Annotated in this window: 13 protein-coding genes; 3 read left to right on the top strand and 10 right to left on the bottom strand. The window is 71.1% G+C overall.

Going from position 1 to position 16,609, the window contains the following annotated elements:
• Positions 1-11 precede the first annotated feature (11 nt).
• From AC07B0_RS03370 to AC07B0_RS03360, 3 genes are read left to right on the top strand one after another with little or no spacing between them, the layout of a single operon-like run.
• Positions 12-671: a response regulator transcription factor gene (locus AC07B0_RS03370; protein ID WP_356880672.1), complete on the top strand. Its 660-nt coding sequence runs from the start codon at positions 12-14 to the stop codon at positions 669-671.
• Positions 668-1,792 (top strand): PAS domain-containing sensor histidine kinase, encoded by a 1,125-nt coding sequence (locus AC07B0_RS03365; protein ID WP_478896470.1) that lies wholly within the window; start codon positions 668-670, stop codon positions 1,790-1,792. The genes AC07B0_RS03370 and AC07B0_RS03365 overlap by 4 nt, the downstream gene beginning before the upstream one ends.
• Positions 1,789-2,190 (top strand): response regulator, encoded by a 402-nt coding sequence (locus AC07B0_RS03360; protein WP_478896468.1) that lies wholly within the window; start codon positions 1,789-1,791, stop codon positions 2,188-2,190. Before AC07B0_RS03365 ends, AC07B0_RS03360 begins: the two co-directional genes overlap by 4 nt.
• Positions 2,191-2,237: 47 nt before the next feature.
• Here AC07B0_RS03360 and AC07B0_RS03355 read toward each other — a convergent pair whose 3' ends face one another.
• From AC07B0_RS03355 to AC07B0_RS03310, 10 genes are all read right to left on the bottom strand, one after another.
• Positions 2,238-3,179, bottom strand: coding sequence for an anti-sigma factor RsbA family regulatory protein (locus AC07B0_RS03355; RefSeq protein ID WP_478896466.1), 942 nt, complete (start codon positions 3,177-3,179; stop codon positions 2,238-2,240).
• A gap of 123 nt (positions 3,180-3,302) precedes the next feature.
• A complete protein-coding gene (locus AC07B0_RS03350) occupies positions 3,303-4,301 on the bottom strand; it encodes a TauD/TfdA dioxygenase family protein (protein ID WP_478896464.1) in 999 nt (332 codons plus the stop codon).
• Between the two features lie 73 nt (positions 4,302-4,374).
• A complete protein-coding gene (locus tag AC07B0_RS03345) occupies positions 4,375-5,325 on the bottom strand; it encodes an AEC family transporter (RefSeq protein WP_356880682.1) in 951 nt (316 codons plus the stop codon).
• The gene (locus tag AC07B0_RS03340; protein ID WP_478896462.1) at positions 5,313-6,227 is read right to left on the bottom strand and encodes an aminotransferase class IV; all 915 of its coding nucleotides are present in this window, start codon (positions 6,225-6,227) and stop codon (positions 5,313-5,315) included. The genes AC07B0_RS03345 and AC07B0_RS03340 overlap by 13 nt, the downstream gene beginning before the upstream one ends.
• 10 nt (positions 6,228-6,237) lie before the next feature.
• Positions 6,238-7,059: a hypothetical protein gene (locus AC07B0_RS03335; protein ID WP_356880686.1), complete on the bottom strand. Its 822-nt coding sequence runs from the start codon at positions 7,057-7,059 to the stop codon at positions 6,238-6,240.
• A 9-nt stretch (positions 7,060-7,068) separates the two neighbouring features.
• Positions 7,069-8,868, bottom strand: a complete 1,800-nt coding sequence (gene asnB, locus AC07B0_RS03330; protein ID WP_478864869.1) for an asparagine synthase (glutamine-hydrolyzing) — start codon at positions 8,866-8,868, stop codon at positions 7,069-7,071.
• A gap of 50 nt (positions 8,869-8,918) precedes the next feature.
• Positions 8,919-9,884: a peptidase gene (locus AC07B0_RS03325; protein ID WP_356880690.1), complete on the bottom strand. Its 966-nt coding sequence runs from the start codon at positions 9,882-9,884 to the stop codon at positions 8,919-8,921.
• 2 nt (positions 9,885-9,886) lie between these two features.
• The gene (locus AC07B0_RS03320) at positions 9,887-11,167 is read right to left on the bottom strand and encodes an ATP-grasp domain-containing protein (RefSeq protein WP_478864868.1); all 1,281 of its coding nucleotides are present in this window, start codon (positions 11,165-11,167) and stop codon (positions 9,887-9,889) included.
• Positions 11,164-15,045 carry a non-ribosomal peptide synthetase gene (locus tag AC07B0_RS03315; RefSeq protein WP_478896710.1) on the bottom strand — a complete coding sequence of 1,294 codons (3,882 nt, stop codon included), beginning with the start codon at positions 15,043-15,045 and terminating at the stop codon, positions 11,164-11,166. The genes AC07B0_RS03320 and AC07B0_RS03315 overlap by 4 nt, the downstream gene beginning before the upstream one ends.
• Before the next feature lie 261 nt (positions 15,046-15,306).
• Entirely contained in the window at positions 15,307-16,521 is a 1,215-nt protein-coding gene (locus tag AC07B0_RS03310; RefSeq protein WP_478896460.1) for an MFS transporter, read from the bottom strand.
• Positions 16,522-16,609: the final 88 nt, after the last annotated feature.

Genomic DNA, 16,609 nt, shown 5'->3' with positions numbered 1-16,609 from the left:
AGGATGCACCCATGCCTTCGTCTTCGCCGCCCGGTCGACCGGTCAGGATCCTGTTGGTCGAGGACCACGACATGGTGGCGGAGGCCATGTGCCTCGCCCTGGAGCGCTCACCCGACCTGCGGATCGTGGGGCGCGCGGCGTCGGTGGCGTCGGCGCTGGCCGACGCGCAGCGATGTGAGCCGGACGTCGTCCTGATGGACCGGCGCCTGCCGGACGGCGACGGGGTCACCGCCATCGCCGGCCTGCTGGCCCTCCTCCCGGACGTGCGCGTCCTGGTCCTGACGGGCGAAGGCGCCGGCGGATCGACCGCTGCGCGCGTCGCGGAGGCGGGGGGAGCCGGTCTGATCCTGAAGGCCCGCGGTCTGAGCGAACTGGAGGACGCCGTCCGTCGGGTGGCCGCCGGTGAGATGGTGTTCAGCCAGGACCTGCTCGGCGACGTGCTGGGACGCCTGACGGGCAGGACCCAGGGGCTCGGCGCGAACCTGACACCACGGGAGCGGGAAGCCCTCGGTCTGCTCCAGGAAGGGCTCACCACCGCCGAGATCAGTGATCAGCTGGGGGTGGCTCTCAACACGGGCCGCAACCACGTCCAGCGGGTGCTGGAGAAGCTGGGAGCGCGTTCCCAGCTGGAAGCCGTGGTGATCGCACGACGTGAGGGGCTCCTCACGTGACGAGGGAACCGCGACAGCCGACGTCGGCGCGCAAGCAGGCGGCTCCGTTGTCCGAGGCGGCCTTCACCCTGCTGGTTCAGGGCGTGCTGGACTACGGCATCTTCATGCTCGACCCCCAGGGCTACATCGTCAGTTGGAACGCGGGGGCGGAGCGGATCAAGGGGTACACCGCCGCGGACGTCCTCGGGCGGCACTTCTCGGTCTTCTACCCGCCCGAGGACCAGTCGTCCGGCAAACCGCGGTGGGAGCTGGAGACCGCCGTGGCCGACGGGCGGCTGGAGGACGAGGGCTGGCGCGTCCGCCAGGACGGTTCCCGGTTCTGGGCGAACGTGGTCATCACGGCCCTGTGGGACGACAAGGGCGTACTCCAGGGTTTCGGCAAGGTCACCCGCGACATGTCCGAACGGCGGGCGGCCCAGCACGCCCTCAGCGAGCGACGACGGTTGTTCGACCACTTGGTGCAGGCGCAGGAGACGGAGCGGCGCCGCATCGCGTGGGACGTCCACGACGACTCCATCCAGGCCATGGTCGCCGTCGGGATGCGGCTGGAGTTGCTGGCAGATCGGGTGCCGGAGCCGTACTCCGCGGAGCTGGAGCGTCTCGACGCCTCGGTGCGCGAAGCGATCGGACGCCTCCGCAGTCTGACCTTCCGGCTGCATCCGCCCGGGATCGACAGACACGGCCTGGTCGAAGGGCTGGCCACGCACCTGGCCGACGTGCTGGGCCCGTGGGAGTTGGCCTACTCCTTCGAACACCGGCTGGAGCGGGAACCCACGCCCGAAACGGCTATCACCATCTTCCGCATCGTCCAGGAAGCGCTGCTGAACGTGTACAAGCACGCACGTGCCACCAGGGTCGGCGTCCGCCTCACGTCGGGTGACGGGGGCGTTCTGACGCGGGTCGTGGACGACGGAACCGGAGCGCCGGTGTCCCGGGACGGTGCCCGCGACCATTTCGGGGTCATCGAGATGCGGGAGAGGGCCGAGACGGCGGGCGGATGGTGGTCCATGCACAGCCGGCCCGGAACGGGGACCACCGTCGAGTTCTGGGTGCCGAACCCGCTTCCGGTTCCGGCGTCGGCACCGACACCGGCACCGGCACCGACGGAGGACGCGCCGTGACCACGGCGACACCGGACGGTCCGCCCCGCCGACCGCTCAGCGTGATCCTGTGCGATGACAACGTGCTGCTCCTGGAGACCCTGCGGGAGGTCCTGCGGGCACAACCCGACCTGGAGGTCGTGGGCACCGCGAGCGACGGCGAGGCGGCCCGTCAGCTCGCGCGCCGTCATCAACCGGACCTCGTGGTGCTGGACGTCCGTTTCCCCGGGGGCGGCCGCTCCGTGGCCCTGGACATCGCACGGTGCTCCCCCGCGAGCCGCATCGTGGTGTTCTCCGCCTACGACGACAAGGGCACCGTGGAGCAGATGACGAGCGCCGGGGTGTGCGAGTACTTGGTCAAAGGGGTGAGCAACCGGGACCTCCTCGCGGCCCTCCGCCGGGCGGCGGGGCCCCGGTGAGGGCGGGCTGGGGCACGTCCGGTCCGGCCGCGGGGCGGGCCCCGGGCTCATTCCGGTCGCATGTGGAGACGCAGGGCGAGCCCTTGCCCCGTCGCCCTGATCTCGACGAGATCACACAGCTGGTGCATGATCCACACTCCGCGGCCGCCGGTCGCCCCACGCGGGTCGGGCCGGCGGCGACCCGTGAGGGGGTCAGCCAGCAGCCCCTGGTCCCTGATCTCGGCTATGAGCTCGCCGTCGGCGCACCACATGCGCAGGGTTCCGCGGCCACCTCCGTGGCGCACCGAGTTGGTGGTCGCCTCGCTGATGGCCAGGAGCCAGTCCGTGCCGCGGGCCCGTGACAGGCCGGCGGCGGCCGCCCAGCGATGGGCCTCGTCCCGTACGAATCCCAGACGTCGCCGGTCGAACGTGACGACGACGGCGTCCTGCGCCTCGGGCTGGGGGGTGTCGCAGTCGCGGCAGACCTGGTGGGGATCGGTGTAGCGGGAGCTGGCACGGTACGCGCCCGGGCCGCCGACCACCGGGTGGGTGCGGTGCGCCTGTGCCAGCACCTCCTCGGGCAACGCCGTGTCGTAGGGGCACAGGATGCTGACCGGGCGCCCGGTGAAGGCGAGGTTGATCAGCGCTTCGTGGCGGGTCGCCTCCCGCGTTTCCGCGGGCGTGCGCCCGACCCAGATCGGCTCCCCCACGATCGATGCCCGTGCCGGTGCGTCCCCCGCACGGTCGGCGAACTCGTGGAGCATCGACAGGATGCGCCCCGGGTTGCGTCCCGCCCGGTGCATGTCCACCCACTCGACGTCCTTGCCGTTGCCCTCGACGAGCTCCCGCAGCAGGGCGAGGCGGGGTCCGGGCACGGCGACCAGCACCGGTCGTTCCCGCTCCAGGGCGTCCTGGACGAACGTCCCGACGCCGTCGAGGTACTCGTCCTCGGTGCCGTAGAACAGCGCCGGGTGGTGGAAGGCGTCAGCAGGTGGAACTCCCATCGCCATGCCGCGCGCCCCTCCCCCGTCCGATGCGGCTTTCCGAACATGGAAACACACGCCGCGTCGAATCTCGCCGTCGCCCTCGCGGCCCTCCCCGTCCGGGCCGCGAGGGGAACGGCGCGAGGCGCTCTACCAGGCCTCCAGCCGGTCTCCCGCGATCAGCTCCGACGTGAATCCGTCCGGGCCGGTGGCGGGCTCGCCGAGGACCGTGACGCGGTGCATGACGCGGTCGACGTCGAGATGACCGAAGTCCGTGGGGGCGAAGTGGCAGGTGCTCCTGTTGTCCCAGAAGGCGATGCTGCCCGGTTCCCAGCGGAAGCGCACGGTGTACTCGGCGCTGGTCATGTGCTGGAAGAGCAGGTCCAGCAGATGGCGGCTCTCGATCTCGCTGAAGCCGACGATCCGGGTGGTGGAACCCGGGCTGACGAACAGCCCCCGCTCCCCCGTTTCGGGGTGCACGCGGACCACGGGGTGGACGGCCACCTGAGGGTCCTGGCAGTAGATGTCGAGGATCTCCCGGTCACGGGCGTCGGAGTGACGCAGGTGGACACCGGTGAAGAAGGCGTGCTCGGCCCGAAGGGTGTCCACCAGGTCGCGCAGCTGCGGCGAGAGGGCCTCGTAGGCGGCGACGGTGTTGGTCCACTGGGTGTCACCGCCGAAGGGCGGGGTGGTCTCGGCCCGCAGGATGGACAGGTCGGGCGGGTTGACCGCCTGGGTGAGGTCGCTGTGCCAGCCGGCGATGGGCGAGACCCACTTGCGCCGGTAGTGCTCCTCGAAGTTCTTCCCGTAGCGCTCCACGTCCGCCTTGGCGTCCACCGTGAGGATCTCCGGGAAGCCCTCGGGCGAGACGCCGTGCTTCTTGCCGGGGCGGCGGGTGAGGGCGCCGAAGCGGCGGCCGAAGGCCACGTGGCGGGCGTGGTCGAGGTGCTGGCCGCGGAAGAAGACGACGCGGTGGGTGAGGACGGCCCGGCGGATCTCGGCGACGGTGGCGTCGTCGAGGTGTTCCCGCAGGTCCACGCCGGAGATTTCGGCGCCTATGTGTCCGGCGATCTGACGGACGGTGATCCGGGCGGCCTGTGCCGTCTCGGTCGCTGTCTGGGGCACGGTCTGGGTCGCTGTCTGGGTCACGGTGCGGTTCCACCTCTCGGTTGGTGGTGCAGGGGGGCAGGTCGGTTCAGGGGCCGGACCGGCCGCTTCGGCCTCAGCCGAAGTGGACGGTCCACTGCACCCACAGGGGCAGCACGAGGAGCGACGCCAGGGAGCTCTTGACGACGAGTTCCGCCGACATGGCCACGTCGACGTCGTAGCGCTGCGCGAAGATGAAGAGGTTCTGCGGGGCCGGCATGGCGGCGATCAGGACCAGGTAGGCGAGCCAGTCGCCGTCGACGCCGAAGACGTAGCGGCACACCGCCCAGGCCATGAAGGGGAAGACCAGGCATTTGAAGGCGACGAGCCACATCTCCTCCAGCGTGGTTCCCCGCAGGTTGAGGCCCGCACCGCCCAGGTGCAGGCCGAGGGCGAACAGGGCCACCGGGGAAGCGCTGTCGCCGACGAACGCGAAGCTGTCCAGGACCGCCTCCGGCAGGCGCACCGACAGCAGGTTCAGCAGGATCCCGGCGTTGCACGCGAGGACGACGGGCGTCACGAGCGAGGCTCCGACGGCCCGGGCCAGGCGCGCGCCGGGCCCGCCGGTGCGCTCGGGCCGGCCCAGCTCCATGATCGAGATGACGACGAGGGACAGCACGCAGACCTGGAACAGCAGCACGGGAAAGATCGGTGCGGCGTTCCCGAAGAGCATGATGAACACCGGGACGGCGAAGTACGCGGTGTTCACCTGTACGCCCGCCATGATGCGCAGGGCGACGCCCCGGGGGTCCAGTACGCCGGACAGCCGGGCCGCGGTGCCCACGACGGCCACCGCGCAGGCGGCGGTGGCCGCGTAGCCGCCGATCGCCCGCCAGTCGAAGAGGGCGGCCAGGTCGCTCGCGTAGATGTTGCCGAACAGGTAGCAGGGCACCGCGAAGAGGAAGGCGTAGTCGGCGAAGACCTTGGAGCTTTCCGCCGGTACGATCTTGCGTCGTGCGAGGAGGACGCCGCAGCCGAAGGCCAGGACCACCGGCAGCAGCTTCTCCAGGGCGGTTACCGCCCCCATGTGTGCGGCACTTCCACCGGGCTGCGGCCTGCGATCAGGTCGTGGTAGCCGGTGATGAGCCGTCCGATCACGTCGTTTCCGGTCAGGTCGTAGTGGTGGTCGTCGATGCGGGCGACCGGGAGGATCTCGCAGGCGGTGCCGCAGATGAAGGCTCCGTCGGCCTCGGCGGGGAAGCCGCGGCCCAGGTCGCCGATCTCGTACGGGATGCCCTCGTGGTCGGCGATCGCCAGGACGCAGGCCCGGGTGATGCCGTCGATGGTGCACCGCGTGGTCGGGGTGTGGAGGGTACCGCCCCGGGTGAAGAAGACGTGGGCGCCGGTGGCCTCGACGATGTTGTCCTGGTCGTCGAGGAGCAGCGCGTCGTCGAAACCGGCCCGCAGGGCGTGGTTCTTGCTGACCGTGCCGATCATGTAGTTGCCGGCGGCCTTGCTCTTGACCGGGGCGTAGAGCGGGGACGGCCTGCGGTACTCGGCGGTGACGAGGGAGATGCCCGTACGCAGGGCGTCGGCCGCCGCGTAGTAGCCCGCCGGGATCTCCCACGCGGCCACGGAGGTGTGCACGGAGGTTTTGAGCGCGGCGGTCTGGATGACCTCGGAGCCGCGCCAGGCGTTGACGCGTACGTAGCCCTCGGTGATGCCGGCCTTGGCGACGACGTCGAGGGTGGCTCGGTGGAGGGTCTCCTCGTCGTGTTCGAGGTCGAAGTCGAGGATGCGTGCCGAGGTCCGCAGCCGCGCGAGGTGCTCGCGGAGCATGAAGGGTGCGCCGCCGTAGACGCGGACGCCTTCGAAGACGCTGCTGGCGTAGTGCAGGCCGTGGGTGAGGACGTGGAGCTTGGCGTCGGCCCAGTCCACGAGGCGGCCGTCGAGCCAGATGTGACCGGTTCGCTGGTCGAAGGGAAGCAAGGGGGGCACCTCAGAGCGCAAGGTCGAAGAGCGGGTTCTGGAGATCACCGACGAGGGCGACGAAGCGCCGCTGGTGCGGGGTGAGGCTGCGCACCGACACACCGTGCAGGGCCAGCGGGTTGATGGGGTACATCACGAGCGTGTTGCTCCGGTACGGGACGGTCGCGACCTCCTCGACGTACTGCGGATCGATGTCGAACCGGTTGTCGCCGTACTCGGAGGCGCTGGTGGTGAACTTGTGGGCGCCCTCACGGTACTTGTAGAGGACGAGGTCGCCGCCGATGGCGTCGTCCTCGGCGAGGCGCATGTAGAAGAGTCCGCCGAAGAGCTTGTACGGCTTGTCCACGTGGGGGCCGCGGTAGGCGGAGGGCCGGCCGGTCACGGCCGAATTGATGACGGCGGTGCAGTCCATGAGGATGTCGTGGGTGTCGAAGCCGTCCCGATTGCGGCGGCCGACGCGCAGGTCGCGCAGGGGGCCGCACTGCTTCTCGGCGTCGGGCAGGTTGGCGAGCAGGTCGTCCTCGAACAGGTCGAGGAACTGGGAGTAGAACTCCGGCGACGCGTGGTAGGTGACGAAGTCCTTCCACACCTGGGCCGTCGCCTCGTCCTGGAGGATGTGCTCCGACATGTAGTTGTAGCGTTCGTTCGACGTGATCTCCTTGCCGATCCGCGTGCCGATGTACTCGACGTCGGGCATCGAGGCGGCCAGCGCGTCGTACAGGGGCCGGGGCAGCGCGTCGGTGATCACGATGTGCGGGAACGGGTCGCGGCGGATGTCGTCCTTGGTGACGCCGGCCAGCAGCGAGTGGATGGGCTGGGTGGACCGTGACATGTCTGTCTCCTACGGGGTGAGGTTCCTGGCTGAGAGCCAGGTTTCGAGCATCAACAGGGACCAGAGGACTTCCGCGGTGTGCGCGCCCGGGTTCTCGGACTGCATGCGGAACAGGTCGCGGACGACGTCCTGGCGGACGTGGTCGCGGTAGCGGGCGCCGGGTGCGAGGAGGGTGTCGCCGATCAGCTCGTGCAGCGCTTCGCCGGGCCTGATCATCGCCGCGATGGGCAGGGTGAAGGGCTGCTTGGGGCGGTCGATGACGCTCCGGGGGACCCATCGGCGGGCGGCTTCGGAGACCGGCGCCTTGACGGTGTCGCCGACGACCTTGAGCGCGGCGGGCAGGGCGTGGGCGAGGCGCATCACGGAGGGCTGGAGGAACGGGATCCGGGCTTCCACCGAGTGGGCCATGCTCAGGTGGTCGACGCGGCGCAGGATGTAGTACGGGAAGCGTTCGGACTGGTCGTATCGCAGCAGTGTCTCCAGCTTGTCCAGCTTCCCGGAGCGGACCCGGCGGTCGAGTTCGTCGCCGGTGCGGTCGCCGAAGAAGCCGCCGTTCGCCGCGAGGTGGGCCCGGTGGGCGGGGGTGTAGAGCCGCTCCAGGGTGCTGGTGCCGATGGCGGCCATGGTGTCCTGGTAGCCGCGGTGCCAGGTGGCGGAGTCGTCGCGCGCGGCCTTGACGAAGCGGGCGTAGCCGCCGAAGAGTTCGTCGGCGCCGTCGCCGGTGAGGGCGACCTTGAACCCGGCCTGGTGGATGGCTTCGAACAGGGCGAAGGTGCTGAGGCTGTGCGGGGCGTTGTTCGGCTGGTCCAGGTGGCGGACGAAGCGGTCGACGAGGGAGGGGAAGTCCGCGGGGTCGAGCAGGACCTGGTGGTGGCGGGTGCCGCTGTGGCGGGCGGCCTCCGCGGCGAAGTGCCGTTCGTCGGCGGGCCAGTCGCCGCGGTAGGCGACGTTGAAGGAGGCCAGGCCGGGGACGATGCGGGCGGCGATCGCCGAGGTGTAGCTGGAGTCGAGGCCCCCGCTGGTGATGACGCAGACGGGGACGTCGGCGTCTAGCATCCGGGTGAGTTCGTGGCGCAGCGTCCCGTCGAGGAGGTCGGCGGCCGCGTCGAGTCCGGGCCTCCCGTCCGGCCAGTGCGGTTCGGCGGGCGGGAGCGGGGTCCGGGTGACGGTGAGGCGTCCGTCGGCGAAGCGCAGTGTCGTGCCGGGGGCCATGGTGCGGACCTTGGCGTAGACGGTGTCGGGGCCCCATACGGCCCTGCCGCCGAGGTAGCGGTCGATCGCGAGGGGGTCGAGGGTGTCGGGGAAGTCGGGGAAGCGGGAGAGGGCCTGGAGTTCCGAGGCGAAGCAGAGCCGGCGGCCGTCGGCGGAGAGGTGGTAGTAGAGCGACTTCATGCCCGCGTGGTCGTTGAAGAGCTTCAGGCAGGGCTCGGTGCGCCGGTCGACGACGGCGATCGCGAACATGCCCTCCAGGCGGGAGACGAAGGCGTCCCCGTAGCGTTCGTACAGGGGCAGCAGGACGTCGCCGTCGCAGTCGCCCTCGAAGGCGTGGCCGGCCGCGGCGAGTTCGGCGCGCAGTGCGCGGTGGTTGTAGATCTCTCCGTTGAACACGCACGTCATGTCGCCCAGGACGAAGGGCTGGCGGCCGTGGTCGATGCCCTGGACGGCGAGCCGGTTGTTGCCCAGTGCCCAGGTGGCGGCGGTGTGGACGGTCTGGTCGTCGGGACCGCCGTGGTGCATCGCCCGTGCGACGGCGTGCAGGACGTCGCGGTCGACGGGCTCCGCTCCGAAGTGGCCGTAGATGCGGCACATGGTGGTGACCTCTGTCTGTGTGCGGGGGGGGCGGGGCTGAGGGGCGGGGCTCAGGGGCCGACGGGCGTCAGGTGGTGGCCGGACGGGCTCTGCCGGGCCTCGGGGTGGTGGCGGGCGAGGAACTCGGTGACGATCTCGACCTGGCGGAGGATGTCGTCGAGCTGGTTGAGGCTGGGGCTGACGCCGTGCCCCTCCAGGGCGCTGTTGCCCGTCTTGAGGTAGATGGGGGCGGCGACGCGGACGAACTCGGGGGCCTCGTAGGTGCGGACGAATCCGCCGGACATCCGGGGGTTGTCGACGTGGCAGTCGAGCGGGATGGACACCGCCTGGCGCAGCGCCGCGATCATGGACAGGGTGAGGTCGCGGACGGGGTTGAAGCTGTCGGCGCCGAGCATCTCCAGCATCTGGGCGGAGGCCGCGTTGCCGTGGCCGCAGTGGGCGGAGACCTTGAGGTGGATGTCCTCGGGGAGTTCTCCGGCGGTGCGGAGCCGGTTCAGCACCCACAGCAGGCCCTCGTCGTAGACGACGAAGCCGCGTACGCCGAGTTCGAGACCGCGTTTGACGTCCTCGACGGCCCGCACCATCTGTTCCTGGCCGCGCAGCCGGTAGCCGATCCGGACGCCCTCGGGGGTCTGGACGCTGCCGCCGGTGTCGTAGCTGGCGCGGGGGCCGACCGACATCAGGATCTCGGCGCCGTACTCCCTGCCGAGGGCGACGTACGCGCCGATCTCCCGGGCGGTGTGCCGGTACATGCCGCGGGTCTCGGTGATGCGGTTGATGGTGAAGCCCCGGCGGCGGCTCTGGGACAGGAGGGTCTCCGCCGCCTGTACGGAGTTGACGGTGGGCACCTCGATGCGGAAGTGGCAGCCGTCGTCGAAGGTCTTCCCCGAGCCCTCGGTGACGGAGGGGTCGGCGTCCGGCAGTCCGAGGCGGGCGAGCTGGGCGCGGGTCTCGGCGAAGAAGTGTCCGGATGCGGCATGGGGGGCCGTGGCAGGGGCCGTCGTGGGTGTCGTCATGGTCATCCCGTCACCTCGATGCCGAGCAGTTCCGCCGTCCGTCCGACGATCTGCTCCGCGATCCCGATCGATGTCGTGTGGTCGGCGTGGACGACCTGCACCTCGCCGAAGTTGCCGAGGTTGCCCCGGCATGCGGGCAGCACGTCGCCGTCCGGGAAGCGGACCGTCAGCGCGTGCAGGGCGTCGCCGTACTCCGTGGCGGCCCAGTCGAGGGCGGGCACGCGGTCGGGTCGGGGGGCGGGGTCCGCGGCGCCGAACCAGCGGACGGTCGCGTACCGGTCGAAGGTGGGGGTGCGGGGCTCGACCTCTTCGTCCAGGTGGACGCGGACCAGCAGGTCGAAGATGTCTCCGCCGCCGGCGAGCCGGTAGAGGTTGGGCAGGCAGGAGCCCATGATGCGCGGGTTGAGTTCGATGAGCCGGGGGCGGCCGTCGGCGCCCAGCATGATCTCCACGTGGAAGATTCCGAGGCGCAGGTCGAGGGCGCCGACGACGTCCTCGGCGAAGTCCATGACGGCCGCGTGCTCCTCGGCGCCGATGGCGGCGGGGATGGTGGTGCCGGTCTCCAGGGCTTCGTGGCGGTCCCAGGTCGAGCGTTCGCTGACGGCCAGCCGCAGGAAGCGGCCGTGGGAGAGTCCGATCTCGGCGGAGACGAAGCGGCCGGTCAGGTACTCCTCCACGAGGATGCCCGCCTCGTAGGTGGTGTCGTCCGCCGTGGCCCGGGCCACGGCTTCGCGCAGGGCCGCCTCGTCGGGTACGACGTGGGCGCCCTCGCTGGCGGAGCCGCGGGCGGGTTTGACGACGACGGGGTATCCGGTGTCCTCGGCGAAGGCCGCGGCCTCCTCGAAGCCGGTGACGACGGTGTGCCGGGTGGTGTCGATTCCGGCGGCGGCGAGGACCTCCCGGCAGCGGTGCTTCAGTTTGGCCGCACGGGCGCCGCGGGCGGAGGTGAAGGGGACGCCGATCTCCTCGGCTATCTCCGCGACCGGTACGACGAGGGCGTCGACGGTGGCGACGAACCCGTCGACGGGCCTGCGGCGGTGGACGTCGAGGACGCAGGCGCGCAGGGCCTCGTACTCGGTGGCGTCGTCGAGGACGTGCACGGAGTCGACGAACTCTCCGTAGGGCGAGGCGTCGAAGTCGATGTTCTGGGTCTTCTCCATGCGCAGCGAGCGGATGAGGGTGACCTCGTGTCCGAGCCGTTTGGCCGCTTCGAACGCGGGTGCGTTGCCGGTCTTCCAGGTGACGAAGAGGACGTGTCTGCGGGTTTCGCGGGGCGTTGTCATCGGACCTTCCTGGCGAACCGCTGGCCGATCCGCACGAAGGCGGGACGGCTGGTTCCGGGTGCGGGGATGAAGGAGATGGAGCCGGCCAGGACGTTGTTCTTCGACATGGAGCTGAAGCCGCCGGCGCCGGAGAGGACGAGGTCGCCCTCGTCGAGGCGCTGCCACTGCCCGTCGCGGTCGCGTTCGGAGTACTCGTAGCCGAGGTGTTCGCGGCCCCGCAGGACGTTCAGGCGGTAGCCGTCGGAGTCGTACAGGCCGGCGCAGGCGTCGAGGTCCATCTCGAAGGGACGGCCGGTGCGGATGAGGCCTTCGCCGGTCAGGGCGCGCAGGAGGTCCTCGTACAGGCCGAAGGCGGGGTAGGCGTTGGCCAGCAGGATCAGGAAGGTGCGCTGCTCGGGGAAGATCTGGATGAAGTTGTGGTGGCCGCTGCCGTTGGAGTTGAACCCGAAGGCGGTCGGCCCGAACATCAGCCAGCCCAGGCCCCAGGCGTGCATGAAGTGGTGTCCGGGGACGTCGATCTGCGGGGTGCGCATCTCTTCGGCGAGGCCGGCGGACAGCAGCCGTTCCCCGCTGGGGGCGACGCCGTCGTCGAGGGCGAGGAGGGCGATCCTGGCGAGTTCGTCGAGGGTGAGGCAGACGGAGAAGGAACCGGCCGCGTCGTCGGCGATGGTCTGGGGCGGCGGGTCGTGGCGTACGTAGCGCTGTGCGGTCTCGCTCCACAGGTAGCCGGCCGAGACGGTGTCCTCGTAGTGACCGCCTTCGGTGAGGGTCTCGGGGATCTCCTTGATGCCGAGGGGGGCCAGCATCAGCTCGTTGACGGCGCGGCGCCAGGGGACGCCGAGGAGTTTCTCGATGAGCGCGGCGACGATGGAGGTGCCGCAGGCGGAGTACGCGAAGACCTCGCCCGGCTCGAAGAGCTGTCCGTACCCGGAGAAGGTGTCGAGGTAGCGGTCGAGATCCGGGAGGTCGGTGTCGTGCCAGACCTCGAAGGAGTCGTCGATGCCGCTGGTGTGCGACAGGAGCTGGCGCAGCGTCACCTCGACGGTGCGGCCGCCGCTGCGCCGGAACGCCTGCGGCAGCAGGGTGGTGAGGGGCTCGTCGAGACCGATCAGGCCCCGGTCGACGAGCCGGAGCGCGGTGAAGGCCAGCATCGGCTTGGTGATGCAGGTGACGCGCTGGCGGGAGGCCTCGCCGCGGGGGGCGCCGGTCTCGATGTCGTCGACGCCGTGGTAGGTGGAGCGGAGCGTACCGTCGACGTACACGGCGGCGGCGGCTCCGGGGACGCCGTGGCCGCGCCCGGATGCGTGGAGGGTCTCGGCCACCGCGGCGAGCCGGGCGTCGGAGCCCGCCTCCGCCGTGGCGGCGGGGGCCTGCGCGCGTTTGCGGCGCAGCAGCCGGGCTTGTGCCGTCAGGGTGCGGTGCTCGTAGATCTCGGCGACGCCCACGGTGCGGCCGGCGGCGTCGCCCAGCCGCGCGGCGAGCAGGTTGGCCAGCAGCGAGTGTCCGCCGACGGAGAAGAAGTCGCGGTCGGCTCCGAGGTGGGCGACGCCGAGCAGGTCGGTCCAGACGGCGGCGACGGCCGCCTCGTCGGGGTCGTCGGTGGTGAAGGCGCGCTCGCCGCCGACGGAGGCGCTCCAGTCGACGTCACGGGCGGCGAGGGCCTTGCGGTCCACCTTGCCGTTGGGCAGTTGCGGGAGCCGTTCCTCGGTCAGGATCCTGGCGGGCTGCATGTAGTGCGGGAGTTTGCGGCGCAGGTGGTCGGCCATCGCGGCGACGGGGACGTCCGCGCCTTCGAGGCCGACGTAGCAGACCAGCCGGGTGTCGTCGTCGGTGCGGACGGCGAGGGCGGCGACGTCGCTCAGGCCCACGACCTCGCGGAGCACGGACTCGATCTCGCCGAGTTCGATGCGGAACCCGCGGACCTTGACCTGGTTGTCCTTGCGGCCCATGAACCGCAGTTCGCCGTCCTCGGTCCAGCGGGCCAGGTCACCGGTGCGGTAGAGGGTGCCGGCCGGCAGGTGCGGCGGGGCGGGGACGAACACGGCGGCGGTGCGCTCCGGGTCGTTGATGTAGCCGCCCGCGAGGCCGTCCCCGCCGAGGTGGAGTTCGCCGACGACACCGCGGGGCACCAGTTGTCCGCGCGCGTCGAGCAGGTGGGCCGTGGTGTTGTGGACGGGTGTGCCGATCGTCGGGCTCTCGGTGACGGGGCCGGTGAAACACTTCCAGGTCGAGTACGTGGTGTCCTCTGACGGCCCGTAGAGGTTGTAGAGCCGTTCGACGCCCGTGCTCGCGAAGGCGGCGTTGACGAGTTCCTTCGCGAGGGGTTCGCCGGCCACGTTGAGGACCGTGGTGCCGTCGGGTACGGCCGACCGCTGGAGCAGTACGTTCAGAGCACTGGGCACGGTGTTGACCAGGCTCGGGCGCAGGGTGTCGGACTCGGTGAGGGCGAGGACGTTGTCGACGACGACGACACAGCCGCCGGTGGTGAGCGGGGCCCACAGTTCGAACACCGAGAGGTCGAAGTTGAGGGAGGTCGCGAAGAGCACCCGGGCCAGGTCCGCGGGCCGGTAGGTGTCGCGTACCCAGGCGAGCAGCGCGGTCACGTTGCGGTGGCTGATGACGACGCCCTTGGGCAGGCCGGTCGAACCCGAGGTGTAGATCAGGTGGGTGGTGTCGGCCGGGTCGACGTCGACGTCCGGTGGGTCGGGGCGCTCGGCGCCGGCCTTCTCCCACAGTTCGGACCAGGGCAGGGCGGTCGCGGGCACGGCGTCGAGCCAGGCCGCGGACGCTGGTCCGTTCGCGGGTGCGGGTCCGTTCGCGGGTCCCGGTCCGTTCGCGGGTGCGTCGTCGAAGACGACGGCGGCCATGTCGGCGGTCGCGGCGATGCCGCTGAGCCGGTCGGCGGGGTAGGCCGGGTCCAGGGGGACGTAGGCGCAGCCCGCCTTGTGGACGGCGAGGAGGAGGCACACCGTGCGGTGGGTGCGGGCGACGGAGACGCCGACGCGCGAGCCCGGGGTGACGCCGTGGGCCAGCAGGGCGCGGGCGATCCGGTTGGCCTGCTCGTCGAGCTCACGGTAGGTCAGGGTGGTGCCCCGCCACTCCACGGCCGGGGCCTGCGGGGTGCGGGTGACCTGGGCCTCGACGTGTTCGTGGAGCGTGGTGTCGCGGGAGTACGCGCGGCCGGTGTCGTTGAGGTCCGTCAGCAGGTGGCGCGCCTCCGCCTCCGAGACCACGGCCAGCTCGCCGACCGGGGCCGTGGGGCGGCGGCAGGCGTCGAGGAGGAGGGTCCGGTAGTTGGCGGCCATGCGGGAGACGAACGCCTCGGTGAACAGGCCGCCGTCGTAGGTCAGGGCGAAGCGGATGGTGCCGGGGCCGTGCTCGACCTCCAGGAGGAGGTCGAAGCCGTCGGGGCGCGGGCCCGCCTGCCCGGCCGGGGCCGAGGTGTCGCGGCTGACGAAGCCCACGCGCAGTCCGGTGCCGAGGTCGGCGGGCACGTCGGCGTGCTCCGGGTTCCCGACGGCGGCGCGGTAGCGGGCGGAGAGCGCGGCGGTCAGGGTCACGAAGGCGACGTCGTCCCCGATCCGGGAGCGGACGGCGACGGGATGGACCCGGTCGGCGTCCGGTCCGTCGGCTCGGGCCAGGACGAGGTCGTCCTGGCCGCTGTAGCGGTGCAGCAGCACGGTGAACGCCGCGCCGAACAGGTCTGCGGCCTCGAACCCCCTGGCCCCGAGGAACTCGCTCAGCGGCAGGAACGCGTTGTCGGTCCAGGAGTGCGTGACCGGGGCCTGCGATGCGCCTCCGGAGTCCCTGACGGGGAGCTGGAGGGCCGGAGCTGCGGTCGATGGTTCTTCGGGCGCGGCGGATGTGACGGCGGGCATTTCACCCACGGGCTTGATTCCCCTCGTTCGGTGGCGCTGTTCGGTCTGCGGGCACGGCGGACCGTCCTTTCCGTGACGCGCGGTGCACGGAAAGGCGTCCTGATGGGTGCGCGATACTTCCGGAATGCGCGCATACCGACGGAACCCGGGGGCCCGGAGGGGTATGAGCGGTACGGAATGATGGAATGCGAATGCAGCAGCGAAGGACGGAGCGCCGAATTGTGAATTAAGGATGGAGGATTGCGGAAGAATTAGGCGGGTTCACAGAGTGGAGGGTTCGCGCGTGCGCGTGGAGTATTCGCTCCGGGCGGCCCAGCGCGCGACGGGCGGCATCAGGGCCCCGACCGCGACGAACCCGACGGCCATGACCAGCCAGCCGACGGCGCCGTGTTCGATGGCCAGCCAGGTGAGCACGGCGGGCGCGATCATCTTGCCGAGGTCGGCGCCCATCGCGGCCGTGCCCTGGTACTGGCCCTGGGCGTGCTCGGGCGCGAGGCCGAACGACATGCCCCAGCTGCCGGCCGACTGCCGGATCTCCCCGAGTACGTGTGCCAGCGCACCGGCGACGAGGAGGGCGCAGGCGACGGCCGCCGAGGCGCCCTCGGTGAGGGCGAACACCACACAGGCGACGCCGAGGCACACGGATCCCGCCCGGGACGCGCGTGCTGCGGCGTTCGGTTCGTCGGTTCCGCGCGCGGCCCTGACCTGGAGCAGGACGACCAGGGCGGTGTTGGTGATGAGGATGACGGCGATCATCCAGCGGGGTGCGCCGGTGTGGTGGAGCACCCAGAGCGGGAGGACGACGTCCAGCAGCAGGTTGTGCATGGAGAGCAGGCCGTCCAGCACGACGAAGGTGAGGAAGGGCCGGTCACGCAGGACGACCAGCGCCGGTCCCGGTCTGGCCGGCTGTGGCGGCACGGGCGGGAGCAGCAGCGTGAGCAGGCCGCTGACCAGGTACGTTGCCGCGTTGAGTGCCACGGCGGCCCGGTAGGCGGCGGGCGTGTCGATCACGAGCGCCAAGCCGGCGAGGGCGGCCCCGACGGAGACGCTGACGTTGCTGGTGGCCCGCAGGTAGGCGCGGACGGAGACCCGGTCCTCGGGAGGGACCAGTCCGGCGACCATGGCCATGCGGGCACTGCGGCTGGCGCTGTAGGCGACGGCCTGCAGGGACAGCACCAGCAGGTACTGGTGGAACCCGTCGACGAGCAGCAGGGCAGCGGTGAGCGGCCCGAGGGCGAGGAAGGACCAGATCTGTACGGCCCGGGCGCCGATCCGGTCGGCCAGGTGGCCGCTGGGGGTGCTCAAGGCCAGCGCGACGCCCGCGGCGACACCGACCCCGATGCCGAACTGTCCGGGCGAAAGCTTCAGGACGGACGTGGCGTAGATGGCGTTCAGCGCCATCCACAGGCCTTGTCCCAAGGTGTGCACCAGCGTGATGCCGGTGAGGGTGCGGGCAGGGCCGCGCTTCGGGAGCAACCGGCTCAGCATTGCCGCACCGCGTCACTCGGATTGAATTGTCTGGACCATTTCTCGACCGTCAGGATCACTGACACCGCTCCGACCT

This window comes from Streptomyces sp. NPDC044704, assembly GCF_056433525.1.
The sequence above is the reverse complement of the archived record's forward strand: the minus strand, read 5'-3'. Positions and strand labels throughout refer to the sequence as shown.